Consider the following 26,271-nt stretch of genomic DNA (forward strand, 5'->3'; position numbering starts at 1 on the left):
CTTATTGGTTGTTTGGGTGTGGATGGGTGGTTGTTTGTGGCGGTGGGGGCTGGGTTTGTGCACACGTTGTGTTGTGGGTTGGCTGGGTTTTGTTGCTGGTAGCCGGGGGTGTGTGGGGCGGTGGTGCGGGCTGTGGGTACCGTGGCGTGTGATGGCCGGGGGTGTTGGGGTGTGGTTATGCGATGCATCCGACGATGGCATCGGTGATGCGTACCGCCCCGTGGGCGTTTGATCGTTTCCACGCCCATGCGCCCCCGATGAGGCAGGGTGCGGTGGCGATGAGTGGGGCGTAGCGGCAGGCTCTGGTGGCGGCACGCAGGCTGGTGGTGATTGCGCTGCTGCTGCGGGTGGTTGCGGTAGTAAGCAGCAGGTGTAGGGGTGGGCGGATGGTGCTCCAGCGGGTGGCTGCCATTGCCCGTTGGAGGGTGGCTGTGGTTTTCAGCAGGATGGTTGTGGTGTTGTTGTGCAGCGCTAGCCCCACAATGGGGCGGGTGATGGTTCTGGGCAGTTGGGCGCTCAGCAGTGTTAGTGCGGTAAGTGCGGTGATTTTTTGGATCGTGGTTGGTTTCACCGGTGCTTGTTTTGTGGGGTGGTCATGGTGGGTGGGTTGTTCGATGTGCACTGGTTGGAGCATCGGTGGGGCGTGACCGTGAATGTGGGGTGCGGGGTTGTGGCGGTGGAGTGGTTGGTGGCCGTGTCGTGTGTGTTGGTGTGTGTGGTTGCGATCATGCTTGCTGCCGCCAGGAGGATGACGACGATCAGGGTGTGGGTTTTGCGCATCACACCACTCCTTTCAGTGTGTCTTGACTGTTTCCCCTTTTGGAGAAGAAACGAATATAGAACGCACTGCCAACTGCATTCAAATTAGGGCACCAAAATTAATTGAACAACAGGTTTGATCGTTTCGCCGCCGACCGATCTCACCTCCGCGGGTACCCCCGTCTCATTCGGCGGCCAACACACATCCCATCACATCATCGCACTACAAAACCCTTTTTAGCCCACACATATCCGCGCGCGTGGTTTACCCCCACCCTTGCACTTTTCGCAGCCGCCGAAATCATCACCATTTTTCATCGAATTCCATTAACTCGAACGAACAGCAACGCACCCACCGCAGACGCTTTAGCACCGCGCCACAGCTCACCCGGCCCTACTCAAAGCACTCACGCCACGCTAAACAACCCCTGCCAATCTCGTAGTCGCTTGTTGAAACCCCTTTGCCGTGTGCGCACTTAGCGATGCTGAGCGGCACGACTGTTGAGCGACACGATAGATTGCACACTCCGCGCCACCAGAAAAAGCGCGTGCCTTTCCTCGTACCCGATCCGTTGAAAAAATCGCACCCTAACAATCCAGCCCGCCCAACCCAGGGCGGTGTTATCAACCCACAGCTTTAACCGCCCCCGAAGGTTCCGGCTGTTGCGGGTTCTTTCAAGCAACGGACTCAACGCGTGCAATCGATCCAGTATTCAATCCAGCTGCCCTGGCACACCGATCCATCATGGTGCAGGCCCCCTGCCTGCTGTGTCCTTCAAGCAGCGTGAAGCTAGCTTCGACATCACCACACACCCTTGAGCGGTGCGCTGTTCGCCGCGTCGCCGGGGTTCGCGTGCGGGGAGTCTAGGTACGCCAACAGCCCGCCACCGCATAAGCGGTAACGGGCTGTTCACGTTTACCCCAAAGGAGAAAGGGGATTACCTGTGCGGGCTTTAAAACACCGCACCGGTGGGGGAGAACTATTAGTCGTTCTCCGGGTGAGCGGAGCTCTCTTCTTCCTCGTTCTCACGTCGCATGATGATCACGAGGCGTGCAATGGCACCGAGCATCAGAATTGCGGAGAGGATTGCACCACCCAGGAGGACAAACATCCACCAGGACCAGTGAGCCTTGACCTCTTCAGGTTCAGTGACGGCCTTTTCTTCGACCGGGTCGAGCGGAACACGCTCGCCGGTGACGAGGAGTCGGTGGGAGTTCACACCGTAAGGAGTACAGGTGATGAGGGTGACCAGGTCTTTGCCTTCTACGCGGCCGAGGGACTCAACGTTGGAGGGCTCTACGATGCGGATGTCGTTGACGACGTACTTCATCGCACGACCGGCGGTGTTGAGGTAGAACGCGTCGCCCTCTTTCACCTTGGTCAGGTTGTCGAACATGGTCGCGTTCGGCAGGCCGGTGTGGCCGGTGAGCACTGCGTGGGTGGAGTCGCCACCAACCGGCAGGGAGGATCCAAACAGGTGACCGATGCCCTTTTGCAGGGTGTCATCAAAGGTGCCGTGGTAGACCGGCAGGTTCACGTTAGCGACAGGAACCTTAACCTGAGACATTGCCGTTGAAACATCAAGCTGCTTCAAATAAGCCTGGTACTGCTCGGAGTCAGGTGCAACGTCCTTGATGAAGGGGTCGAGGATGACGCCTTGTCGGAGGTCCTCGTTATACCGATCAGCGTCCGCCAAGGACTTCTCGAGAGTGTTGCCATCGACCTCGCCCAGTTCGACAGCGTAGCTATTCGCCCGCTTCTGCTGTTCGACGTCATTGTGGCGGGTAGCAAAGACCGGATACAAAAGCAGAGAAATACCAATCAAAACACCCAGCAAGGGGATATAAAGTCGGAATTTGCTTTGCTCCTGCTGCTCTACAGGCTTTTCGGCGGTAGCAACGCTACCTTCAGGCTTGGGTGCCTTGGCGCCATTTTTTCGATCGAAGATCGCCATATTTCTCCTTTGAGGTAAAGACTCCAAAGGGAGGAGAACACTTCGAAAAGTGTTCTCCTCCCCAGGATGTTTCTAGGCTACATCACAATGTAGTCCTAAAGGTGGCTGTTACTTAAGCCTGCTTCTTGCGACGGGAAGCAGCAGCAACGTAAGCACCGGAGCCGACGATCAGCAGGCCGCCAACGACGACCAGCGGAGCGATACCAGCGCCACCGGTGAGCGGCAGGTTGAAGCCGTTGTTCTTCGGAACGTTCTTGACCTTGATGTCAGATGCTTCCTTCAGAGCCTTCTCGGCGTCTGCCTGATCCTCGAAGTTGGTCTTCGGGTCGGTGGAGACGATCTTGGTGGAGTTCTCAGCCTCAGTGCCGTACTTCGGGTTAGCGAGGAGCTGGAACTGCAGAACGTCGGGGAGCAGCTCGTGGTTCGGCGGAGCAACGGTCTCCTTCAGGCAGTAGAAGGAAACTTCCTTCCAGGTGGTGCCGTCGGTACCGTTAACGAAGGTGGAGTTGTTACGGAAGTCGTTGACGAGCAGGCCGTCGATGACAACCTTGCCGCCACCGGTGGACTCGAAGACGTCCTTGCCGTTAACCTTCACCGGGTCAGCGGTGCGACCGGTTGCCGGGTCAGCGGAGATCTCGCGGTTAGCGTTGCACTCGAAGACCTGGAACTTAGCGCCATCCAGGGGTGCGTCGCCCTCGGTGGAAACCTTGGTGAACTCGAGCTTGCCGTAGAAGGTGTCAACCTCGTTGGAGGGAACTCCGGGGGGAGTGGTGGGATCCTCCGGAGGGGTCTCCGGGTCGAACGGCGGGTTCTTCGGATCCGGATCTTCCGGGTCACCGGGGCTGTTCGGATCTTCCGGGTCCTTCGGGAAGTTCGGGTTGGTCGGATCGTCCTTCGGAACCTGAATGTTGGACGCCACGTTGTGGATCTGCTTCAGGCCATTGAGCTCGTCAGCCTGGACGTTGAGGGTCCACTCAACTTCCTTGCCAGCGTTAGCAGCAAGCTTGGTCAGACCGGGCTCGAGGAAGCCGATGGTCACCCAGGTAGCCTTGCCGGGCTGCTTCTCAGCAGCGATGATCTTGTAGTCGGTGCCTTCTTGGAAGACCTCGCCGTCCTTGATCTTAACGACGTCCTTGCCCTTGCCGATGTAGGTCAGCTCAGGAGCGAGGGGGTCGATGACCTGGAACTTAGCGAAGCCAGCTTCACCCGGATCACCAATCTTGGTGTCGACGGTGTACTGGTACTGAGAAGCTTCGGTGGAGCCGGAACCGGGAGCGGTAACGTCCTTGATGGACTTCTTGATACCGGTCTCGAACGGAGCGTTCTTCGGGTAAACGTGAACGTCGTAGTTCCAGCAAGCGGTGTTGGTCTGGTCGGTCAGCGGAAGGGCAACCAGGAAGGGCTTAGCCGGAACAACATCGGCAGGGCTCTTGGTTTCCTTGACCAGGTACAGGCCGGCGTCAAACTTCTTGGTGACGACACCATCCTTGGTGGTCATAACTTCGCCGCTCTTAGCAACAGAAACCTTAGGGTACTCGGTTTCGAAGGTCGGCTCCTTGAAAAGAGCGTCGCCCTTTGCCTTGTAAGCAGCGGTGAGCTTGGCGGCGAGCTGCTGACCTGCGTTGGTCTTCAGATCGATGCCTTCGACCTTGTAGACGGTGAAGTCAACATTGGAGAGCTTGTCAACGCCAGAGGGATCAGCTTCCAGCTTCTTACCATCGTTGGAGAAGCTCTTGGGCTCGACGGGCTTGCCCTTGTACTTGTGGATGGTGAAGTCAACCTGGTCGTTAGTGACGGAGGTCTTCTGGTTATCCTGCGGCTTGCACTCAGCCGGGTTGCCCGGGGCTGCTGCAGAGGTGGTGGCGGTAGCGGAAGTGTCTTCCTCACCCTGTGCGAATGCCAGGGGGGTAGCGCTGAAGCCGAGAGCGGCAACAGCAGCGATCGAGAGGCCCGCGGTAGATACGCGGCCCATGCTCTTGCGGGTCATAGATTTTCTCCTAGATTTCCCGTAATGCGATGAATGTGGGCCCAGACGGATGCCTGAGACCGTTCGACCGACCGTTGCAGCTCAACTATTAGAAGAAGAACGTGCCAACTCGGGGTCGGCTTAGCCCCTTAGGAGAATTCCTTCGGGGGCCGATGAAGTGATGACTTTTGTTCGGCTCTGTCATGCTAGCAAATTCTTAAGAACTTTCTCAGGCTTGGCTGGGAACGTTTTCAGCGTTTTGCTAGTGACTCGACCGCTCAGAAGTCTTAGAGACACCTTAGAGGATTGCCAAAAGGTCAACAACTTCGACACGCAAATTTGTTCACAACTCTGACACTTTGCACTGGTCAAGGGGGAGCATTACCCCTGTGAGATTTTTCTAAGAAACTGTTTCCTTTAACGTCTCAAATTGCCCATAACCTGCAGTTTTGGTGTGACCATCCAGGTACTTTTGCCTATAACTGCATTCCCAGGAATCCATGTTTTTCTAAGTTTCCACCACTTTTACCCCTGCTTGTGACTTGACGCACAATACCCCCACTTGGGGCACCCCACACGTCGCAGCCCCTGAGACATCACCCAAGAAAACGCGCTTTTTATCAGCCCTCTTAGGTGAAAATCTTTTGCGTAAATCACACCAAAATCACCCCCTTAGGTGACCGTGACCTGGGTGAAATGCATGGCGACCACACTATCCTTGGTCGTTTTTCTTAACAGAAAACACCTCGCAACAACCCTTTATTGAATCCCGGCACCACACGCATTTACCCACCAAGACGCCCAATAATCGGCAGGTACAGCCCCTGTGACACGACTTATTGCAGCTAAGAATCCGCTTACGGCACACCCGGTTTTCCCCATGGAGGCAGCAACAGGTCCAATCCCACTGTGGGGAAGTCAAGGCACCTACATATAGAAGGTGTGACGCGGTAACAACTGAGTTTCCAACACCACCCGGCAGATGCGAGCGACACAAATCCTCTGGCATACCGGCCGACACCCCCATCCCGGCGCGCCCCGGGAGGCTGCCCTTTCCCACTGTGGGCCTGCTTTTCGCTGGTGCGCTGCCTCAGCTGAGCTACGGCGTTGTTATGTGTTGTGTTGCCACTTCTTATTTAGTGTTGTGTTTTTGTTGTTTTTCCTTCACCGGGATTGGTTCTGGCGAAAGGCAATCTTGGGGGATCTTTTGTGCAGGTGTGCTTTGGCAGGTGGGGCAGGTTCGCGTATGTGGGTGGCGTGCTTGGCGGGTTTTGTTGTTGGGCGGGGTTGCTGATTGGTGGTGTGCTTGCCCGCCATGGGTGTGGGGTGCTCTTGCGTGGTTGATGGCTTGGGGTGTGCCGTTGAGTGCTGCCGCTTGAAAGCCCGCACCTCGTGTTTGGTGGTGGGGGTTTGGTTTTTGTTGTTTGGTGTTTGGTGTTTGGCGCACCGCTTGGGAGCCCAGCGGTTGCTGGTCTTGTGGGTTGGGGGTTGGTGTCGAGGGTTTATCTTGAGGGTTGGTGGTTGGGGGCTTTTGTTGGGGTTTAGGCGGCGCCCTGGGGGTAGGGGATGGGATACGTGCGTGTTTTCGTGTGGGGTCGGGGCGGGGAAAGCTGTGATTTTCTTAGTAAACGGGTGGGCTGCGGTGATGAGATCACGGACCACACCACACAATGCGGAAACAAAACCACGCCCCACACCGGCCGGAACAGGGCTGCATACACGCCCAAAAGCCAGCCGCCGCCTGCAGCCGCCACCCCATCTGGCGGGTGTTTTCCCCGGTGTTATATAGGTGGCAATCCTTAAAACACGCAAAAACCAGCTAGGCTGGTACCTCGAAACGGCCACGCCCACAGCACCAGCATCCTTTGCGTTGTTCCGCTGCGGGCACACCACGACCCGCGCACCTGTCGCCCCGGCCCAGCTGCACCCGTCCGGCGGTTTCTCACACCCACCGTGGACCACCACGCCCCTGTTCTGCGGAACGCAGCGTGCCACCCACAGGCGCCGCCAAGCACACCACCACAGTGGCAGCCGGCAGCGGCCGAGAAAACCTCACGGTTTTCCCGGAAGGTGTTGGAATCCTAACGCTGTGAAGCACCCGCCCAGCGTGCCCACCTGCACGCACCCAACAGCACGGTGCCCAGCGAACAGCCCGCCGCCGAGCAGCACACCAGCCACACCCCGGCAGGTACAACGCACTGGTGAGTTTTCCTCGAGGACGCTCGAGGCGACTAATAAATAAGGACATGTGACTCAAGTGAGCAACGAAGAAGACAAGATCGGTAACGAGCGCGCAGAGCGTCGCCGGCGCCGCCGTCACCGTCGCAAAGAAACCTCCACCAAAAAGAAGGTGCTGATTGCACTCGCAATCGTCTTCGCGGCGATGATCATCCTCCCGATCGGCGCATTCGCCGTCGCTTACAGCGCGGCAACCGTGCCCACCCCGGGGCAGTTGGTAACCAAACAGGTCTCCAACATCTACGCTTCCGACGGCACCACAGAGATCGCCCGCATCGTGCCCCCAGAAGGCAACCGCGAACAGGTCACCATCGACCAAATCCCCCAGTCGCTGCGCGACGCCGTTCTCGCCGCGGAAGACCGCGAGTTCTACACCAACCGCGGCTTCTCCGTCACGGGCTTCGCCCGCGCCATCAAAGGCCAGATCACCGGTGATGACTCCGCCGGCGGCGGCTCCACCATCACGCAGCAGTACGTCAAAAACGCGGTCGTCGGCAACGACCGCTCTTATAAGCGCAAAATCAAAGAGCTCGTCTACTCCGCCAAAATGGCCAACGAATGGAGCAAAGACGAAGTGCTCCAGGCGTACCTGAACACCATCTACTTCGGGCGTAACTCCTACGGCGTGGCCGCCGCCGCCCAGGCATACTTCGGCAAACCACTAGCCGACCTCACCTTCGAAGAATCCGCAGTGCTGGCCGCCAGCATCCAGCGCCCCTCCTCCCTCGACCCGTGGACCAACCGGGAAGAAGCCGAAGCCCGCTGGAACTACGTCCTCGACGGCATGGTTCAAATCGGGGCCATCACCCCGGAGCAGCGCGCCGCCGCCGTCTACCCGGAAGTCATCGACCCCGCCAACAACCGCGCCTTCACCCAAGCTGAAGGCACCAACGGCCTGATCAAAAACCGGGTCATCGCCGAACTGGCAGAACACGGCATCTCCGAAGAAGACGTCGAAACCCGCGGCCTGAAGGTGACCACCACCATCAACCCCGTGGATCAAGAAGCCGCCGTCAACGCCGTCCACAGCAACCTCGAGCCCCTCAAGCCCGAAACCCGCGCCGCAGTGGTGTCCATCGAACCCAAGACCGGCGCCGTGCGCGCCTACTACGGTGGCGACGACCCCAACGGCTGGGACTACGCCAACGCCGGGCTCCAAACCGGCTCCACCTTCAAAATCTTCGGCCTCGCCGCAGCACTCCAACAAGGCATCCCGCTGTCCCAGGCCTACTCCTCGGCGCCCGTGACCACCGGTGACGTCACCGTCAACAACGTCGAAGGAAACGACTGCGGATTCTGCTCCATCCAGGAAGCGCTGAAGCGTTCCCACAACACCAGCTTCATCCGCCTGCAAAATGACCTGCGCCACGGCCCCCAAGACGTCGCCGACATGGCACACGCCCTCGGCGTTGCCCGCTCCCTGCCCGGCATCGACCAGACCCTGACCGAAAACGGCGCCGAGCCCTACCAGGGCATCATCCTCGGCCAATACCAGTCCCGCCCCTTCGACATGGCCATCGCCCTGGCGACCCTATCCGACGAAGGCGTCTGGCACCAGCCCTACTTCGTCCAAAAAGTCGAAGACGCCAAGGGTGAAGTCCTCTACGAACACAAGGAAAGCGAAGGGGAACGCCGCGTCTCCGCCAACGTCGCCAACAACGTCGTCGCAGCCATGGGCCCCATCGCCGCCTACTCCAACGGCAACGCCCTCGCCGGCGGCCGCATCTCCGCAGCCAAAACCGGCACCGTCCAGCTCGGCGACACCGGCCAAAACAAAGACGCCTGGATGATCGGCTCCACCCCCCAGCTCGCAACCGCCGTGTGGGTCGGCACCGAAGACAACTCCGCCCTGCTTAACTCCTGGGGCGGCCTGATGTACGGCTCCAACACCCCCGCCCGCATCTGGAAAGCCACCATGGACGGCGCACTCGCCGACCAGCCCTACGAAGAATTCCCCACTCCTAAGGGCCTTGGCTTCAGCACCGTCCCCTACGTCTACCAGCCCCCGGCAGCGCCCACCTACAACAGCCCCGCACCCACCGACGAGCAACAACCCGCAGAGGAAGCACCCGTCGAAGAAGCGCCGGCACCAGTAGCACCCGAAGCCCCGCCCGCCGACGTAGAAATCGCCCCCGGACTCGTCATCCCCGGCGACCTCATCCCACCGGCCCTCCAAGCCCCGGCGGAACCAGCCCCCGCTGAATAACCGCCCCACACCCCCAAAGGTGGCCCGCACCCACGTGCCGGCCACCTTTTTCGTACCCACCCGGGAACCCACAACACTTTCCACCTATGGAAGAATTCACCAAAGAAACCACAGCCCAACCACCACAGCCGCGGCACCCCACCCCACCTACCAACTCCTGCGAGAAAACACGTGTCCAACACCGCCCTCATCGTCACCATCGTCAGTGTCTTCCTCGGCTTCGCCTGCTTCACCGGCAGCTTCGCAAGCTTCATGTACAAAAAACCCAAAACCCTGACCTGGGGACTGATGGTCGCCGCCATCATCCTGATCACCCTCATCCCCACCACCATCGCCATCTTCTTCGCGACACTGGCCTTCTAACCCCCAGGCCTAAGAAGAAAAATTCACAACCCTCCTGGTCGGAAATCGACTTTCCCAGTTCATTGGTGTATCTTGGTGGGGTTGCTGACGCAACGACCCTCCTGCCATCGCCACAAGGGTGATGGCCGATTCAACCATTTACTAGACCACAGGAGGTGATGAGGTCCGTGCGTCATTACGAACTGATGATCATCGTCGATCCTAGCCAGGACGAACGCACCGTTGGCCCGTCGCTGGACAAGTTCCTCGAGGTTGTCCGCAAGGAAAACGGCACCGTCGACAAGGTAGACATCTGGGGCAAGCGCTCTCTGGCCTACCCCATCAACAAGAAGGGCGAGGGCATCTACGTCGTTGTCGACCTCAACTGCGAGGCCGACACCGTCCAGGAGCTCGACCGCCTGCTCAACCTGAACGACAACATCCTGCGCACCAAGGTGCTGCGGGTTGATCGTTAAAACGGGACAATAGGGAAAACGCCTTCACCTAAAAGGCGCCGACTCTAACAACAAAAAACTCCAGCAGTTTTTGCCCCACGAAAGGAACGACATGGCTCAGGGAGAGACTCAGATTACTTTGGTTGGCAACTTGGTTGCCGACCCGGAGCTCCGCTTCACCCCGTCGGGGACCCAGGTAGCGAACTTCCGTATCGCTTCCACCCCCCGCACCTACAACGCCAAAACTGGCGAGTGGGAGGATGGGGAGTCCATGTTCTTGACCTGCAATGTGTGGCGCAAGGCAGCCGAAAACGTCGCGGAATCCCTCACCAAGGGCATGCGCGTCATTTTGACCGGACGTCTTCGCCAGCGCTCCTACGAAACCCGCGAGGGTGAGCGCCGCAGTGTCTTCGAAGTTGAGGTCGACGAAGTTGGCCCCTCCCTTCGCAACGCCACTGCGCAAATTCACCGCAATGAGAATCCCGGCCGTTCCGGCGGGTTCAACGGCGGTGGCCAGCAGTCCGCACCTCGCCAGCAGGCACCCCAACAGGGTGGCTTCGGTGGCGGAGGCGGCCAGCAGATTCCTTCCGACCCGTGGAACTCGGCACCAGCTGCTGGTGGTTTCGGTGGCTCGGACGACGAGCCCCCGTTCTAACAATCATTTCCACCAGTTTTCCTCGCTAGCCCCAGCCGCACACCGTGCACACACTTGGGGCGGCAAGCACAACGAAAGGCAGGGATCATGAAGCTGATCCTCACCACTGCCGTTGACAATCTCGGTGTCGCAGGCGACATCGTCGAGGTCAAGGCCGGTTACGGACGTAACTACCTGCTTCCCCGCGGCATGGCCATTGTGGCTACCCGTGGTGCTGAGAAGCAGATCGAGGGCATCAAGCGCTCTCAGGAAGCTCGCGCTATTCGCGATCTGGACCACGCACACGAGCTGAAGAACCAGCTCGACAACCTCGAGGGCGTTACCGTTAAGGTTCGCACCTCCGAGAGCGGCAAGCTCTTCGGCTCTGTGACTGCAGATGACGTCGCAGCTGCCGTGAAGGCTGCCGGCGGTCCGGTTGTAGACAAGCGTGCCATTGCCCTGAAGAAGGGCCATGTCAAGAGCACCGGTAAGTACCAGGTAGACGTCCAGCTGCACGACAAGATTGCAGCTCGCGTGAACTTTGAGGTCGTCGCTGCCTAAATAGGCACTCGCGACGGCGGCCCACCGACACACACCGTGTCCGGTGAGGCCACATGACAACAGCACACAAACGACCCCCTGCCTACCATTGCGTAGGAACCAGGGGGTCGTTTGTGATTTTCCGCCCGAATCACGTTAAAGCCAGCGCGCTAGGAAGCTTCCTCCGGCGTTGGAGTGGTCGCCTTGAGCAGATGATTCCAATGGCAGTCCTGGCAGACCTCCACCAGGTGCGTAGTGAACACGGTGCCCTGCGCCTCAAAACGGGCGATCTCCTCCGGGGTACGCGCCGACCCGGAAGCATGCTTCAGGCCATCGCCATAGATCCACTGCACATGCCGCAGCCGCGGCGAGTCACAAATCGGGCAGTCGTATCCGGCCGGATGCCCATGGAAATCACTGGCCGCCACGAGAAGGAACTCGGCATCACAGACGTCGTCCTTTTTCACCAGCCCTGCGCGGTAGCGCTTAATGGTATTGCGTCGCTGAAATTCATAAGAGAGTTCCACCCGTCCAGTGATACCAGCGTTGGGCACAGCGCGCATTATCTGATCAACCAACCTCACCCGTTGGGGTAGAGGGTTCTTGTGAACTCCAATTCCTTTACTGAATTATCCGCATGAAATTCAAGCTGTAGAACTGGTGTTTCAATTCAAATAGCGATAAAGATTCCTGCGTAGAACATTTTTGATTGCTTGGTTTTTCCTGAATCAATCCCTCAAACACACCTTAGTGAGGTACACCAAAGCCTGAGAATCATCGCCCACAATGCAGATATGATTTGCCATTGTTGATATGGGGGTTTAGCCTATTACCCCAGGAACAATACCCCTACCCGTATGGGGGTAGCCGCGCCACGGGGAAATGTTTGGTTGTGTGGCTTTTACCCCAATGTGTGGGTTGCTGTGTTTCCTCTAACGTTTTTCGAATTTTTTTGCATTACGGCTAGCTATGTGGGGGCACAAAACGATAGTATAAAAATCATGACAGCCACTCCCGCATCCATCGCAGCAGCAATCCGCCCATCCATGACGAAGCTTTACGTGACCTATTTCCGTATGGCTAACCAGTCCGATTTGACCGGCCCGCAGCTGACGATAATGACCCGCCTTGCTGAAAAAGGCGCGTCCCGCATTAGCGATGTTGCACGCGAAGAGGGCATCCGCATGCCCACCGCCTCCAACGCTTTGCACCAGCTCGAAGAACGCGGCATGATCGAACGCCTCCGCGACATCTCCGACCGTCGCGGCGTGCGCGTCCAGCTGACCACCAAGGGCAAGCAGGAACTGGCTCGCGTCGGCGAGGAGCGCACCGCGCACCTGGCACGCATGCTGGAATCCTTGAGCGAAGAAGACCTCAAGGTCACCGAGGAGATGATTCCGGTCATCCAGAAACTCGCCGAGGCCTACTCCGCAACCACCTTCGCGGAGAAGAAGGAAAACTCCTAAACAATTCTCTCAACCACGGGGCATACCCCACCGGCTGCCACCAGCTCGCCATCCCACACCGCCCAGCAGCGGATGCGGATGGCGAGCTTTTTCGTGCCCAACGTCAGAAGCACCCCCCAAACCCCCAATACCCATTGGGGTATCCCTGGGGGAGTGCGTGGGATGTGCAATCCGCGACAAGGGGACTAGCCTAGGAGAAGACCCAAAACTTACCCGGGCAAGGCTCTCCCGGTGGATCCAAGGAGGTGTAGTTGATGAACCGTTCCGATGCCTGGCACCCAGAAAACGACCCAGATCTACACTCCGAACTGGAGTTTCCGGAATACCTGCGGCGCGAAATCGACTTCGTCGACGACCCGCTAGCCCGGCTGGAAAGAAACGAAAACTCCACCAAGTCGGCCATCGCCTACTGTGTGGCCATCCCAGTATTGACCATCATCGTGGCCTTCGGCATTGCCTTGTCCTCCCGGGCGGTGGGTGGCCCCATCTGCGACGCCGGAGTATCTACCTGGTTGTGCTCGCGGAGGTTTGAAATTCTTTTCCCCGTCGTCCCCGGCCTTGTCGCCTTTGGTGGTCTACTCGGGGCGGGATGGATGACCTACCGCACCTGGTCCAAAGGCGTTCGGTGGCGGCCATGGTTGGCCAGCATGTGGTGGCTACTGCCCTTCACACTGTTGTGGATGACCTCCACCGGCACCATCGCGATCCTCGGGCAACGCTAGAAACAACAAACTCCCTCACACCAGTCACCTGCATCAAGCAGGACTAAACGGGGTGGGGGAGTTGGTCTTTCGGCCCCACAAGATACGGAACAAAAACCTTTGCTAGGGATGCCCCGTTCCAGGCAGTTGCACCGCACTTTGCTGTATAGGGAGTATCACTAATGGGGCATAAACATAGGCAAAACCGGACGATCCATTTGGATCATTCGGTGATACAAGCGTTTCTTTGGGCTTAAAGCTGCTACTCGCCCAACATCCAAGCAAAGAAGGAAGCAATCTTTGAACGCTTCTTCGGGGCCGGGTAGACCCTGTCGATATATTCGAGCATCTCCAGATGCGCAGGCGTCAACTGAGCCTTTGAATTGTTGAGATGCTCGCGGTTGTCATGGTCAGACAAGGTTGCAGACACTGTTTAAGCCTCCTGCGCAAAACTAAAACCTGTCCTCAACCTACACGCTTTCTCGGCTTTTGCACCGTAGCCTCGAAACGTGATCTTCGTGGACCGTGCATCACGGACAAAATCCCAAAGGCCACTGCAGCGAGTGAGAGAAGTCATCGCTGCAGTGGCCGTTCGCGCAACACCAAATATTCATCCATGTTGATGGCGCAGGATCTAAGTTCGATTGTAAAAAGCGCGTACTACACAGGTTTCAATTCAGCGGCAGCTTTCGCTGCCACTTCCTTGCACGCGTCCTGGCCGCAGTGTCGGGTTGCGGGATTGTCGTAGCAGTCCTTACACATCAGCACGAGCTTGCGGCACTCATCCTCGTTGATGCAGTGCTCAAACTTATTGGTATCAGCACCGCAGTTGATGCAGTGGCCCAGCTGCTTGAAGTCCTCATCGTCCGCGAACTCCATGTGCATGCGCTTGTCGAAGACATACAGCGAGCCCTCCCACAGACCCTTGTTGCCGTACTTCTCGCCGTAGCGGACGATGCCGCCGTCGATTTGGTAGACCTCTTTGAACCCGCGGTTTTTCATCAGGGAGGACAGGATTTCACAGCGGATGCCACCCGTGCAGTAGGTGATGACGGGCTTATCTTTGATGTCGTCGTATTTGCCCGACTCGATCTCCTTGATGAAGTCGTGGGTGGTGTTCACGTCGGGGACGATGGCGTCTTTGAACTTGCCGATCTGGGCTTCCATGGCGTTGCGGCCATCGAAGAACACCACATCGGGATTGTTGGCGACCAGCTCGTTGACTTCTTCCGGTTTGAGGTGGACGCCACCACCGATAACGCCTTCGTCGCCGACTTTGAGCTCGTCGGCTGCGCCGAAGGCAACGATTTCGTCACGTACTTTGACGGACAACTTCGGGAAGTCATCGCCGGTGCCCTCAGACCACTTGAACTCCATCTTTTTAAAGCCGGGGTATTCGCGGGTCTTGCGGACATACTTCTTGCAGGCGTCGAGGTCACCGCCGACGGTGCCGTTGATGCCGTGCTCGCTGATGAGGATGCGGCCTTTGAGTCCGAGGGACTCGCACAGGTCGCGTTGCCACAGTCGGATAGCTTCCGGGTCAGCGATCGGGGTGAAGTAGTAGTACAGGAGAATTTTGTTGACAGCCACGTCTCTAATATTAGGGGTATGCCTGAAGGACATGTACTTCACCGTCTCGCACGGGATTTGAATCACCATTTTGCCGACCGCCCCATCGTGATTGCCTCGCCTCAGGGGCGCTTCGATGTGGTGCCGCTGCAGGGGATGCGGATGGTGGAGGCTGAAGCCCGGGGCAAGCAGTTGTTCCTTCATTTCGCCCGCCCCAGGCCACGGGTGAATGCCGAGACCTTTAACCCCCCGACTTCTGTTGCAGGAGGACCAGCCCCAACCGCAGGTGGGGTGTCCGCTGGTTTGGAGCACTGCCTGGATGAGGCGATTGTGCATATTCACCTCGGGCTGATTGGTACTTTCCGTTTCGAAGATCCCATTGACCTCACCGGGCAGATCCGTTTCCGGTTAGCGACCCCGGAGATTGCTGCGCATCTGCGCGGCCCCCAATGGTGTCGAATTATCACCCCGATGGAATACAAACGCGCGGTGGCTAAGCTCGGCGCCGATCCGCTGATCCCTGGGGAGGATCCCAGCGCGGTGTTGGGGAAGGTGATGCGTTCTACCAAGCCTGCGGCCTCGCTGTTGATGGATCAGGCACTGTTTGCCGGGGTGGGCAACATTTATCGCGCAGAGGTGTTGTTCCGCCAGCACGTTGATCCTTTCACCCCGGGTCGTGAAATCGATGGTGCTCTGTGGCGACAGATGTGGGAGGACCTGGTGGAGTTGATGGAGGTCGGGGTGACCCGGGGCCGGATCGATACCGTCGATGAGCAGCACACCCCTGAGGCGATGGGGCGCCCGCCCCGCAAGGATGATCACGGGGGAGAGGTGTATGTGTATCGGCGGGCTGGGCAGTCCTGCTATGTGTGTGGCGCCGAGATAAAAATGCAGCCCTTTGAGGGGCGCAACCTGTTTTATTGCCCCGGCTGCCAGGTGCATTAAAAAATCCACCCTGCTTATGCGGGGTGGATAGGGGATTAGCCAACAACTTTGGCTGGGTCGCCAAGCCTGGGGCCTAGGGCCACGAGGATGGCGAAGCTTATGCAGGCTAGCAGGATCAGCCACACCACCGGGGTGTGGCTCCACTTCGGCAGCTTGGTGGCGGCAAGGCCGCCGAGGGCAGCACCCGCGGTGTTCAAGATGAGGTCGTCGATGTCGCTGTAGCCCAGCCTGAAGATGTACTGCATGATCTCAATCGTCAGGGAGCCGAAGAAGCCGGCGATGGTGACGGAGCGCAAAAGTCGCGGGGCGCCGCGCCACAGCAGTGCCAGGAGGAAGCCGATGGGCAGAAACAGGATGACGTTGCCGAAGGCGTCGAACAGCGGCCCGAATAAGGTTTGGGAGCGGAAGAATTGGCTAAAGGGGATGGGGTAGAGGCCGCGGTGGTGGTGGGCTTGGGGTTTCCACAGGTAGCCGATTTGGTAGAAGGCTTTCAGCATCGTCAATGCCACGACGACGAGACTCCAGCACGATAGGGCGATGCCGAGCAGGGGGCGGGGGATTAGCCGTCGGCGGCGTGTCATCATGGTGGGTCATCCTAAGTGCTGTTGCTGGCAAGAGACTGTGAGTAGTGAAAAGCCGCGTGGCTCCACTGGTGTGGATGCCACGCGGCCGGGCGCGTGTGTGATGCGCGCGGGGTTATTTCACGACGAGGTTGACCATGCGGCCGGGTACCACGATGGTTTTCACCACGGTTTTGCCTTCGACGTGGGAGGGCACTGCCTCGATGGCTTGTTTCACCACGGTGTCTTCGTCGGCGTCGACGGCGACCTGGATGCGGGCGCGCACCTTGCCCATGACCTGGACGGGGATCTCGATGGTGTCATCGACTAGCCACTTCTCGTCGAAGGTGGGGAAGTCGGTGTAGGCGATGGTGCCTTCGCGGCCGAGGCGCTGGTTGAGTTCCTCGGCGATGTGCGGGGCGACCGGGGCCAGCATGACGATGAGGGGTTCGACTGCGGCGCGGGGGGCGCCGTCCGGGTAGGTCTTGGTCAGGTAGTTGACGTACTCGATGAGTTTGGCAACGACGGTGTTCAGGCGCAGGTTGTCGTAGTCGTCGGCGACGCCGGCGATGGTGCGGTGCAGCTGCTTGTTGTCCTCATCGCTGAGCGCTGCGTCGCTGAGCCGGATGGCGCCGGTTTCTTCATCGATGACCAGGCGCCAGGTGCGCTGCAGGAAGCGCTGTGCGCCGACGACGTCTTTGGTTGCCCAGGGGCGGGAGGTGTCCAGCGGGCCCATGGCCATCTCGTAGACGCGCAGGGTGTCGGCACCGTATTCGTCACAGATTTCGTCGGGGCTGACGCTGTTTTTCAGCGACTTGCCCATCTTGCCGTATTCCTGGGTGACTTCTTCGCCGTTGTAGTAGAACTTGCCGTCCTTTTCTTCTACCTCGGCGGCGGGCACGTACACGCCGCGGGAGTCGGTGTAGGCGTAGGCCTGAATGTAGCCCTGGTTGAACAGGCGGCGGTACGGCTCCTTGGAGCTGACATATCCCAAATCATACAGAACCTTGTGCCAGAAGCGGGAGTACAGCAGGTGGAGAACTGCGTGCTCAACGCCACCAACGTACAGGTCAACGCCACCCGGATCCTGCGGTCCTTGCGGACCAGTCCAGTACTTTTCGTTGTCCAGGTTGCAGAACTGGGCATCGTTTTTCGGGTCGATGTAGCGCAGCTGGTACCAGGAGGAACCGGCCCACTGGGGCATGACGTTGGTATCCCGGGTGTAGGTCTTCGGGCCATCCCCCAGGTCGAGTTCCACGGTCACCCAGTCGGTGGCCTTGGCCAGCGGCGGGTGCGGGGAGGAGTCCGCATCATTGGGGTCGAAGGAGACGGGCTTGTAGTCGTCGACTTCGGGCAGCTCGATGGGGAGCATGCTTTCGGGCAGTGCGTGGGCAATGCCGTCCTCGTCGTAGACGATGGGGAAGGGCTCGCCCCAGTAGCGCTGGCGGGCGAACAGCCAGTCGCGCAGCTTGTACTGGATCTTGGCGTCTCCCAGGCCGTTGGCCTCGAGCCATGCGATGGTGGCAGCTTTGGCTTCCTCCAGCCCGAGGCCGTTGATGTCGAGCCCGGAGTCGTTGGCGGAGTTCACGGCCGTTCCGGCATCGACGAAGGGTTCTTCCTCAATATTGCCGCCGGCGACGACCTCCAAGAGGGGTAGGCCGAATTCTTTGGCGAATTCGTAGTCGCGGCTGTCGTGTGCGGGCACGGCCATGATGGCGCCAGTGCCGTAGCCGGTGAGCACATAGTCGGCGATGAACACGGGAACTTTTGCACCGTTGACCGGGTTGGTGGCGTAAACGCCGAGGAACACGCCAGTCTTTTCCTTGTTTTCCTGGCGCTCCAGGTCGCTCTTGGCCGCAATCGATGCGCGGTAGGCCTCAACCGCCGCCTTGGGGCTGGCCTGACCGAAGGTCCAGCGGGAGTCGACATCGGCAGCATAATCACCGTCGGCAACCAGGGTGTCGACGAGTTCGTGCTCGGGGGCGAGCGTCACATAGGAGGCACCGAACAGGGTGTCGGGGCGGGTGGTAAAGACGCGGATCTTTTCACCTTGGCAGACAAAGTCGACCTCTGCGCCCTTGGAGCGGCCGATCCAGTTACGCTGCATGGCCTTGACTTTGTCGGGCCAGTCCAGCAGCTCCAGGTCGTCGATGAGACGGTCGGAGTATGCGGTGATGCGCATCATCCACTGGGAGAGGTTCTTGCGGAACACGGGGAAGTTGCCGCGTTCGGACTTCCCGTCGGCGGTGACTTCTTCGTTGGCGAGCACGGTGCCCAAGCCGGGGCACCAGTTCACGGTGGAGTTGGAGCGGTACACCAGTCGGAAGGAGTCAACGACCTCTGCCTGCGCCTTGGCATCCAGGGTGGGGTAGTCCTCGTGTCCGGCGACCTCTCCTGCTTCGAGGCGAGAGATCAACTCAGCGATGGGCTTAGCCTTCTGCTCTGCCTCATCGAAGTAGGAGTTGAAGATCTGCAGGAAGATCCATTGGGTCCACTTGTAGTAGTCCGTGTCGGTGGTCGCGATGACGCGACGACGGTCATGGCCCAGGCCCAGGCGACCCAGCTGGCGTTCCATATTGTCGATGGATTCCTGGGTCTTGATGCGCGGGTGGGTACCGGTCTGGATGGCGTACTGCTCAGCGGGCAGGCCGAAGGCGTCGTAGCCGAGCGTGTGCAGAACGTTCTTGCCACGCATGCGGTGGTAGCGGGCGAAAACATCCGTGGCGATGTAACCGAGCGGGTGCCCCACGTGGAGGCCGGCGCCGGAAGGGAAGGGGAACATGTCCTGGACGAACAGTTTCTCTTCCTGTGCCGCACCCGGGTTTGCCGGGTTTTCCACTGCGAGCTCGCCAACAGGGTTGGGAGCGTTGAAGGTGCCGTTATCGATCCAGAATTTTTGCCAAGTCTGTTCGATCTGCCCGGCTAGGGCAGGGGAGTAACGATGCGTGGGGGTCTCGCTGGTTGTGGTCATAAGGCTGTAGTCTACCGGCCTGCCCCCGCCACATCACGCCGCACTCCTACGGTTTTACCCCCTAGGCATTCTCCTTCGCCTGCAAAAGGAAAGAGGCGCTCGACCTTTCAACAGGGAGCGCCTCCAAGTAGGAATGGGAGTACAGGCGCAGTAGAATTATCCGGGACAAAACTACCAAACGCGTGATTCCCATTTGCGCCCTTAGGATATCACACACATGATCTTGGTAAATCCCCAAAAACTCAACGGTCTTATTCCACGAATGCTGGAGTTAACCTCCCGCAAATCTCCCTGGCATAGGCGGAATTGGCGCGCTGGAACTCTGGAAATTCTCGAATGCCCTTGTAGTTCTCGTGGTGTCGTTTTGGCCCGGTTCTCATGTGGGGTTGTTCAGCTGTTTTTGCTTGGGCCAGTTGACTGTTTTGTGTTGTTTGGGGCTGTTGTGCGCTGGCATGCTTTGGCCGGCGGGTGGAGATGGTGAGGTGCTTAGTGTGTGAGATTGCCTTGTTGGAAGATTCTGGTGGGTGCCGGCTGCGCTGTTTAGTTTCCGTGTTTCACGTGAAACCTTGTCTAAACACTGACAACCCGGACGGAAGTGTCCGAGTTGTCAGTGGCGGGTAGTCGTTTTAGATCAACTTTTCTTCTCGGGCGAATAGTGCTGCGACGGCGAGTCCGAGGATGGCTTGCCCACCCCATGCGATGAGGATTCCGGGCGCGGGTCCTGCGACGCGGACGCTCCACATGAGTCCGAGGAGTGCGAGGCCGAACCAGAAGACGCGTCGGCCGCGGTCTGCGCGGAGGATGAGTTGGAGTCCTAGTCCGCTAAGCCCGAGGATCATTCCTCCGATGACTCCGATGGTGGCTTGGGTGCTGTGGGTGTCTTGGTTCCAGACCCACATGGAGTGCGCGCCGCCACCGGTGAGTTCCCATGACAGCAGCATGGTGGTGGCCGCGAGGATGATCCAGGGTGCGACGAAGATGCCCCATTTCTGCCAGATGGGCAGCGGTCGGGGGTTGTCGTCCTTGGTGAAGTTGAGGCGCATATATGTAGCGTGCCATGTTTGCTCGAGCCTTTCCAGGCTAACGGCGCTTTGTGTGTGGCTATGCTTCGGCGCCAGACTCCTGGGGTCTTCCTGCGGGCAATGTTTCACGTGAAACATTGGCCTTGCGAACCGCGAGACAGTAGCTCTCCCCAGTGCGTTGCTTGCCCCGGCGCGCCATCACCGGGGATGCTGCAGCGTGATCGACTCCTGCGAGTATGGGAGCCTCGAGGCGAGGCGGGCACTTCCACAGACAGCACCTGGCTCCGTGATCTTGTGGGGGGTATTGCGGTGGCGTGGTCGTGTGGGGTGAGAAGAAAACCGCCCCGGCGCGAATGCACGGGGGCGGTTGGGTGTGGGGGAGAAGCGGCCACTAGTGGGCGGCTGCGTCTTCTTCCTCGATGGGTTCGATCTCGTAGCCCATGGGCGGCTCTTCGAGTTCCGCGCGGCTGATCTGGCCCTTGGTGAGTTTGTTGACGACGAGTGCGATGGCGCCGTCGCCGGTGACGTTACAGGCGGTACCGAAGGAGTCGATAGCGATGTAGGCGGCAATCATGAGGGCGACCATGTCGTCGCTGAAGCCGAGGTTGGCTGCGAGCAGGCCGGTGGCTGCCATGATGGCGCCGCCGGGCACGCCGGGGGCTGCGACCATGGTGATGCCCAGCATGAGGATGAAGCCGAGGGCGGTACCGAAGGTGATGGGGTCGTCGGTCATGAAGAGGATCGCGAAGGCGAACAGCGAGATCTTCAGCATGGAGCCGGACAGGTGGGTGGTGGCGCACAGCGGGATAGTGAAGCCGGCGACGGTTTTGGAGACCCCGTTTTTCTTGGCGCACTCGTAGGTGACCGGGATGGTGGCCGCGGAGGAGGAGGTGCCCAGCGCGGTGGCGTATGCGGGGAGCATGTTTTTCAGGGCGGTGGCGGGGTTCTTGCCGGCGATGGTGCCGGCGATGATGAACTGGATGGCCAGCAGGATGATGGTCATGACGACGGCGACCAGCAGCACCTTGGCGAAAGCGCTCAAGGTGGCGGTGAGGTTGCCGTTCATGCCCATGGACAGGAACATGCCGTAGATGAACAGGGGCAGCAGCGGGATGATGAACTTGGAGATCACCCGCATGATGACGCGTTCGAGATCGCGCACACCGGCGTAGAGGGTGTCGGATTTGACGGCGGTCATGGCGACACCGATGGTGAATGCCAGCAGCAGGGCGGTCATCACGCCCATGGGCGGCGGCATTTCAATATTGAAGTAGGGGCTCAATGCGCCCTCATCAATGTCTTGTGCGGCGACCATGTGCTGTCCAGCGAGCAGTGTCGGGTAGAGCAGGCGTGCTGCGGCGAAGGCGAGCAGGCCGGCAAAGATAGTGGAGGCGTAGGCGATACCGGTGGTGATCGCTAGCCATTTGCCGGCGCCGCGACCCAGTCCCGCGATGGCGGGGGTGATCAGGGCGAAGATCAGCACGGGGATGAAGAACCCGAGGAAGTTTCCGAAGAAGCTGTTAAAGGTGACGAAGACGCGGGCGAGCTGTTCGGGGAAGAACAGGCTGGAGATAATGCCCAGGATGATCGCCACCACAATCTTGAACAGCAACGAACCGGTGAGACGTTTTACGTCCATGGTTTTGTGTAGCTTTCTTGAACTGGGGGGGCAGAGGAACAATTGGTGCCGGCCAGTGGCCACCGGTGCTTCCACCGGGAAAACGCTTCACAGTGTGCCGGTTGTGTTCTCAACCGGCGTTGGATGCGGGTTCGGGGTGGAAGGTGTTTTTAGGCGGTGGCCTTGACGAACCTGTATAGGTTAGCCGACAGGTAAGCGGTGTTATACATTGCTGACCGCTGTTATGGGCAGTTTCACGTTGCGAAGATATCGGGCTGGCTGCCAAGTATTGCTCGTGTTGTGTGCGTGGGGCGCCGGCTGCGTGCTTGCCTAGTTGGAAGTGAGAACCAACAGGTAGCGGTTTCGGGCAGGCGTCGCGTTGGTGCCGGTGGCACCGCTTAGCCTTTAACTTTGTGGGGGTTTAGACTTGGCTTTTATGAATATTTTGGGTGTTCTTTTGCTCGTGCTCGCGGTCATCCAGCTGGGAATTGGTGTTGCCGCGTGGTCGGGCAAGCTTCCCGGCAACAACATCATTGGCATCCGCATCCCTGAGGCCCGCGCCTCGGAGGAGATGTGGGTGCTAACGCACCGTATTGCTGGCCCGCTGTGGACGCTGGGCGCTTTGTCCCTTGGTTTCGGCGGCTTGTTGGCGTTCGTGGTCTCCGGTTACTGGTGGCTGTTGGTGATGCTGGCCGTGGTTGGTTGGCTGGTGCTGATGGGGATGGGTGCTGGCATGGCGGCCAATGCTGCCGCGCTCATTGACGCCTCCAATAAAGATGAGGGCGGTTGTTGTTCTTCCGGTGGTGGCGAGGATTCTGCGGAAGGCGGCTGTTGCACGCCAGCCGCCAATGATGCGGATTCGTCTTCCTGTGCTGATGAGGATCCTTCGAAGGATTGTGGGGTCAGCGGCGGTTGTGGTTCCTGCGCTCTTAATGGCTCCTGTGAAGGTGGCGGGGATGCGTTTAATGCCAACGCTGGGGTGAACCTTGATGGGGTCCGCAAAGCGGCGAACACCACGGATAAAAACAGCTAGGCCTTCTCTTAGGTTTTAGCCCGCCTCATCGCGCGTTTTCGCGCGGTGAGGTTTTTTCATGCCCAGGCCACGCTCGCTTTAGGGCGGGGTAGGCTCGGCGGCAGTATTGTTGTGCGTATTGCTAAGGAGAGTTATGCCTATCCCGGAATTCATCACGGATTTGCGCGAAAAAATCGGTAACGATCTGTTGTGGCTGCCGGGGGTGACCGTGCTGGTGATGCGGGAGGGCGCCAATCCGGACGTTCCGGAGTTGCTGGTGGTGCGCCGCGCCGATAGTGGCGCATACACTCCCATCACGGGTATTCCAGACCCCGCAGAGCACGCGCATGAGGCTGCTATCCGGGAAGCTAAGGAGGAAGCCTGCATTGATATCGCCATCGATGGGGTGTTGCGGGTGCAGGCGATTCCGCCAGTTACCTACAGCAATGGGCACCAGTGCTGTTATATGGACACGGCTTTCCTGGCGCACCCTGTCGATCCCACCCAGCAGCCCCGCGTCGGCGACGATGAATCGACCTATGCCGCCTATGTGCCGGTGAATCAGCTCCCGGAGATGAAGCCGCGCTTTAGTGCCCTGATTGAGCAGGCCCTCGATAATCCCCACGGCCCCTGCCAGTGGAGCAGCCCGGCATAAGTCCTGCGGGCTTTCCCGGGTAGGGGTACCCCCCCAATGTCGGTTTCGTAGCAGGCGTCGTGTAAAGTTTGCGATCATGATCGCTCGACAGAATAACTGGTGGTGGCGCGCACGCAGTGCGGGCCGCCTCGTTTGAGCACCCCGGGGACTGCACCGGCTAGAAAGCTGGACCAACCCCCGACACGCCGTGAAGCAATCACAGCCCGCCGCATCTTGGAAAAACTTCCAAGACCAGGCGGGCTTTGTGTTTTTCGGCCACTGTTTATGCTCACCGTAGTTGTCCCGACAGCGCACCGTTTAAAAAAGTTTTAGCCCCATCCACCATGAAAGGTTCTCGTCACATGGCCCCCACCATGCCACTAGAACACCCGGCCATCATTCAGCGCCGCCCAGTGACCTATCACGATGACGCCTCGGCTCTGTTTGAGCGCCTTGGTGGTACCACGATGGATGACTCGGTGCTGCTGGAAAGCGCCGATATTCAATCCAAGGTTGGCTTGCAGTCCGTCGCAGTGCTGCGCGGATCAGCCCGCGTCACTTGTGTTAATCGCGATGTTACAGTTGCTCCTCTTTCTCCTAGTGGGGAGGTGTTAAGCGCCCGCCTAGCCCAGCAGTTGCCGGAGTATGTGCGCACCGCGGACACCGCCACCCCGCGGGGTGCAACCGCTACCCCTTTGACCCTGCACTTCCCCGAGTCGACCGAAACGGACGAACGCAAGCGCCTGATGGATGTGTCCTCCATCCTGCCGCTGCGACTGCTGCAGCGAGACCCTGGGTATAGCGACGAGTTCCTTCCCTTTATCGCCGGCGGTTTCGCCTTCGACTACTTGGAGACCTTCGAGACTCTTCCAGAGGTTAAACCCGGTGCAAACGGGTACCCGGATTATCAATTCCTGGTTGCAGAAATCGTGCTGCGCATTGACCACCAGCAGCACACCGCGGAACTGATCGGGGTGTGCCTGGCAGGAGAGCAGGAGGCCGAAACCCTGTCGCGCACGATGGATGAGCTCAGCAGGCGCATCACCGACTTAGGACCCGGTGGCGATGAGGCCATTGAGGATGAGGTCAACGGATCCGCACACCAGGGGCAGCCGGGCACCTTAAAGGCTATGGCCTCGGCGACCGACCAGCAGTTCCGCGACACCGTCGTCAAGCTGCAGGGCAAGATCACCGACGGCGATATTTACCAGGTGGTGCCCGCCCGTACCTTCAGCATTGATTGCCCCGATAGCTTCGCCGCCTATCAGGAGTTGAAGAAGGCCAATCCCTCGCCGTACATGTTCTATGTGCGGGGCGTGGATGCTCAGCAGTGCTCTTATGAACTTTTTGGGGCGTCCCCGGAGTCGAATTTGAAGTACACCGCGCACAACCGTCAGGTGGAGTTGTATCCCATTGCAGGCACCCGCCCCCGCGGCTTGCACGAGGACGGATCGGTGCACGACGAGTTGGATATTCGAGCAGAGCTCGAGTTGCGTACTGACGCCAAGGAAATCGCCGAGCATGTGATGCTGGTCGACCTGGCGCGTAACGATCTCGCACGGGTCGCCACGCCTGCGACGCGTCGCGTTGCGGAGCTGCTGCATGTGGATCGCTATTCGCGGGTGATGCACCTAGTTTCGCGGGTTACGGCCAGGTTAGACGACTCGCTGGATTGTTTGGATGCATACAGGGCGTGCATGAATATGGGCACCCTGACGGGTGCACCGAAGATCCGCGCGACTGAGCTGCTGCGCCGGGCGGAAGGGGTGCGCCGTGGTTCCTACGGTGGCGCGGTCGGCTACTTGGAGGGAAATGGCGACATGGATACCTGCATCGTGATTCGTTCCGCCTTTGTCCGCAATGGTGTGGCCGCGGTGCAGGCCGGTGCGGGTGTGGTGCGTGATTCCCAACCGCAGGCGGAAGCCGATGAAACTGTCCATAAGGCGTACGCGGTGCTGTCCGCGATCGCCGCTTCTCAAAATTGTGTCGTGGAGGTAGTCCGATGAGCCTTGCTGGTGTGAGCGCCGCGCGGCCTAAGAAGATCGTGTTGTTGGATAACGAAGATTCCTTCGTCTACAACCTTGTCGATGCGTTGGCGGTGGCCGGTTTCGACTACACCGTCTTTCGTAACAGTGTCGATATGAGGGTTGTGTTGGATGCACAGCCAGATCTCATTGTTTTGTCCCCCGGACCCGGTCACCCGACCGAGGCGGGGTGCATGATGGATCTGATCGATGAGACGATCGGGAAGATTCCGTTGCTTGGTATCTGTTTGGGTTTCCAGGCCCTGCTGGAGCACCACGGTGGTACGGTCCGCCCGGTCGGACCGGTTCATGGTTCGGCGGACATCATGACGCTGACGGATGCCGGCGTGGACAGTGGATTGTTTGCCGGGCTGACCGTTGATGCCGGCCCGGATCTTCCGGGCAAGGTGGGCCGGAAGGTCCCGATCGCCCGCTACCACTCTCTGGGGTGCACCGACATGCCGGAGGGGATGGTCAGCTTTGGTACCTGTCAGGCTCAGGCCGGGCCGGTGACGATGGCGGCGGCTACCCACGATGGGATGTCTTTGGGTTTGCAGTTCCACCCGGAGTCTGTGTTGACGCCTTCAGGCCCGCACATCATTAATCGCTGCGTCGAGTTCTTCGACCGTTAAGTTCATATTCTTTCCTGCCGGG

General features: G+C 59.3%; 22 protein-coding genes. 12 read left to right on the forward strand and 10 right to left on the reverse strand.

The features are described from left to right. Positions 1–175 precede the first annotated feature (175 nt). The 3 genes from CAQU_RS12075 to CAQU_RS12090 form a co-directional block, all read right to left on the reverse strand. Positions 176–571: a hypothetical protein gene (locus CAQU_RS12075; protein WP_075728085.1), complete on the reverse strand. Its 396-nt coding sequence runs from the start codon at positions 569–571 to the stop codon at positions 176–178. Between the two features lie 1,171 nt (positions 572–1,742). Then, positions 1,743–2,714: a class C sortase gene (locus tag CAQU_RS12085; RefSeq protein ID WP_211276119.1), complete on the reverse strand. Its 972-nt coding sequence runs from the start codon at positions 2,712–2,714 to the stop codon at positions 1,743–1,745. A 112-nt stretch (positions 2,715–2,826) separates the two neighbouring features. Beyond that, positions 2,827–4,701, reverse strand: coding sequence for a SpaH/EbpB family LPXTG-anchored major pilin (locus CAQU_RS12090; RefSeq protein ID WP_075728089.1), 1,875 nt, complete (start codon positions 4,699–4,701; stop codon positions 2,827–2,829). A gap of 2,257 nt (positions 4,702–6,958) precedes the next feature. Here CAQU_RS12090 and CAQU_RS12100 point away from each other — a divergent pair. From CAQU_RS12100 to rplI, 5 genes are all read left to right on the forward strand, one after another. After that, positions 6,959–9,124: a transglycosylase domain-containing protein gene (locus CAQU_RS12100; protein WP_425429709.1), complete on the forward strand. Its 2,166-nt coding sequence runs from the start codon at positions 6,959–6,961 to the stop codon at positions 9,122–9,124. Between the two features lie 171 nt (positions 9,125–9,295). After that, positions 9,296–9,487, forward strand: a complete 192-nt coding sequence (locus tag CAQU_RS12105) for a hypothetical protein (protein WP_075728095.1) — start codon at positions 9,296–9,298, stop codon at positions 9,485–9,487. 158 nt (positions 9,488–9,645) lie between these two features. Continuing rightward, on the forward strand, positions 9,646–9,942 hold the full coding sequence (gene rpsF / locus CAQU_RS12110) for a 30S ribosomal protein S6 (protein ID WP_075728097.1): 297 nt from the start codon (positions 9,646–9,648) through the stop codon (positions 9,940–9,942). A 91-nt stretch (positions 9,943–10,033) separates the two neighbouring features. Next, positions 10,034–10,576: a single-stranded DNA-binding protein gene (locus tag CAQU_RS12115; RefSeq protein ID WP_075728099.1), complete on the forward strand. Its 543-nt coding sequence runs from the start codon at positions 10,034–10,036 to the stop codon at positions 10,574–10,576. A gap of 87 nt (positions 10,577–10,663) precedes the next feature. Continuing rightward, on the forward strand, positions 10,664–11,116 hold the full coding sequence (gene rplI / locus CAQU_RS12120; RefSeq protein ID WP_075728101.1) for a 50S ribosomal protein L9: 453 nt from the start codon (positions 10,664–10,666) through the stop codon (positions 11,114–11,116). Between the two features lie 149 nt (positions 11,117–11,265). Here the strand turns inward: rplI and CAQU_RS12125 are convergent, their stop codons facing one another. Further along, positions 11,266–11,622, reverse strand: a complete 357-nt coding sequence (locus tag CAQU_RS12125; protein WP_425429697.1) for a DUF5318 family protein — start codon at positions 11,620–11,622, stop codon at positions 11,266–11,268. A 474-nt stretch (positions 11,623–12,096) separates the two neighbouring features. Here CAQU_RS12125 and CAQU_RS12130 point away from each other — a divergent pair, with 474 nt between their 5' ends. Both CAQU_RS12130 and CAQU_RS12135 read left to right on the forward strand, forming a co-directional pair. After that, positions 12,097–12,561, forward strand: a complete 465-nt coding sequence (locus CAQU_RS12130) for a MarR family winged helix-turn-helix transcriptional regulator (protein ID WP_084563105.1) — start codon at positions 12,097–12,099, stop codon at positions 12,559–12,561. A 254-nt stretch (positions 12,562–12,815) separates the two neighbouring features. Further along, a complete protein-coding gene (locus CAQU_RS12135) occupies positions 12,816–13,283 on the forward strand; it encodes a hypothetical protein (protein ID WP_245797270.1) in 468 nt (155 codons plus the stop codon). Between the two features lie 241 nt (positions 13,284–13,524). Here CAQU_RS12135 and CAQU_RS12785 read toward each other — a convergent pair whose 3' ends face one another. Both CAQU_RS12785 and trhO read right to left on the reverse strand, forming a co-directional pair. Further along, positions 13,525–13,692, reverse strand: coding sequence for a hypothetical protein (locus tag CAQU_RS12785; protein WP_157109021.1), 168 nt, complete (start codon positions 13,690–13,692; stop codon positions 13,525–13,527). Positions 13,693–13,922: 230 nt separating this feature from the next. Further along, positions 13,923–14,852: an oxygen-dependent tRNA uridine(34) hydroxylase TrhO gene (gene trhO, locus CAQU_RS12140; protein WP_075728103.1), complete on the reverse strand. Its 930-nt coding sequence runs from the start codon at positions 14,850–14,852 to the stop codon at positions 13,923–13,925. A gap of 18 nt (positions 14,853–14,870) precedes the next feature. Here trhO and CAQU_RS12145 point away from each other — a divergent pair, with 18 nt between their 5' ends. Further along, positions 14,871–15,776, forward strand: a complete 906-nt coding sequence (locus CAQU_RS12145; protein WP_075728105.1) for an Fpg/Nei family DNA glycosylase — start codon at positions 14,871–14,873, stop codon at positions 15,774–15,776. 35 nt (positions 15,777–15,811) lie between these two features. On the opposite strand, the gene CAQU_RS12150 is transcribed toward CAQU_RS12145, so the two are convergent. The 4 genes from CAQU_RS12150 to CAQU_RS12165 form a co-directional block, all read right to left on the reverse strand. After that, on the reverse strand, positions 15,812–16,360 hold the full coding sequence (locus CAQU_RS12150; protein ID WP_084563107.1) for a VanZ family protein: 549 nt from the start codon (positions 16,358–16,360) through the stop codon (positions 15,812–15,814). Positions 16,361–16,472: 112 nt separating this feature from the next. Beyond that, positions 16,473–19,307 carry a leucine--tRNA ligase gene (gene leuS / locus CAQU_RS12155; protein WP_075728107.1) on the reverse strand — a complete coding sequence of 945 codons (2,835 nt, stop codon included), beginning with the start codon at positions 19,305–19,307 and terminating at the stop codon, positions 16,473–16,475. Between the two features lie 626 nt (positions 19,308–19,933). Further along, positions 19,934–20,350 carry a hypothetical protein gene (locus tag CAQU_RS12160; RefSeq protein WP_075728109.1) on the reverse strand — a complete coding sequence of 139 codons (417 nt, stop codon included), beginning with the start codon at positions 20,348–20,350 and terminating at the stop codon, positions 19,934–19,936. Between the two features lie 370 nt (positions 20,351–20,720). Next, on the reverse strand, positions 20,721–21,968 hold the full coding sequence (locus CAQU_RS12165; RefSeq protein ID WP_075728111.1) for a dicarboxylate/amino acid:cation symporter: 1,248 nt from the start codon (positions 21,966–21,968) through the stop codon (positions 20,721–20,723). Between the two features lie 415 nt (positions 21,969–22,383). Between CAQU_RS12165 and CAQU_RS12170 the strand changes: the two genes are divergently transcribed. The 4 genes from CAQU_RS12170 to CAQU_RS12185 all read left to right on the forward strand — a co-directional run bounded on the left by CAQU_RS12170 (position 22,384) and on the right by CAQU_RS12185 (position 26,249). Beyond that, positions 22,384–22,980 carry an SdpI family protein gene (locus tag CAQU_RS12170; protein ID WP_075728112.1) on the forward strand — a complete coding sequence of 199 codons (597 nt, stop codon included), beginning with the start codon at positions 22,384–22,386 and terminating at the stop codon, positions 22,978–22,980. Between the two features lie 133 nt (positions 22,981–23,113). Beyond that, positions 23,114–23,614: an NUDIX hydrolase gene (locus CAQU_RS12175; RefSeq protein WP_075728114.1), complete on the forward strand. Its 501-nt coding sequence runs from the start codon at positions 23,114–23,116 to the stop codon at positions 23,612–23,614. A gap of 353 nt (positions 23,615–23,967) precedes the next feature. Beyond that, positions 23,968–25,599 carry an anthranilate synthase component 1 gene (locus CAQU_RS12180; protein WP_075728762.1) on the forward strand — a complete coding sequence of 544 codons (1,632 nt, stop codon included), beginning with the start codon at positions 23,968–23,970 and terminating at the stop codon, positions 25,597–25,599. After that, entirely contained in the window at positions 25,596–26,249 is a 654-nt protein-coding gene (locus tag CAQU_RS12185) for an anthranilate synthase component II (protein WP_075728116.1), read from the forward strand. The genes CAQU_RS12180 and CAQU_RS12185 overlap by 4 nt, the downstream gene beginning before the upstream one ends. The last annotated feature ends 22 nt before the right edge of the window (positions 26,250–26,271 follow it).

Origin of the sequence: Corynebacterium aquilae DSM 44791, from assembly GCF_001941445.1 — a bacterium.
In the GTDB taxonomy this organism is placed as follows: domain Bacteria; phylum Actinomycetota; class Actinomycetes; order Mycobacteriales; family Mycobacteriaceae; genus Corynebacterium; species Corynebacterium aquilae.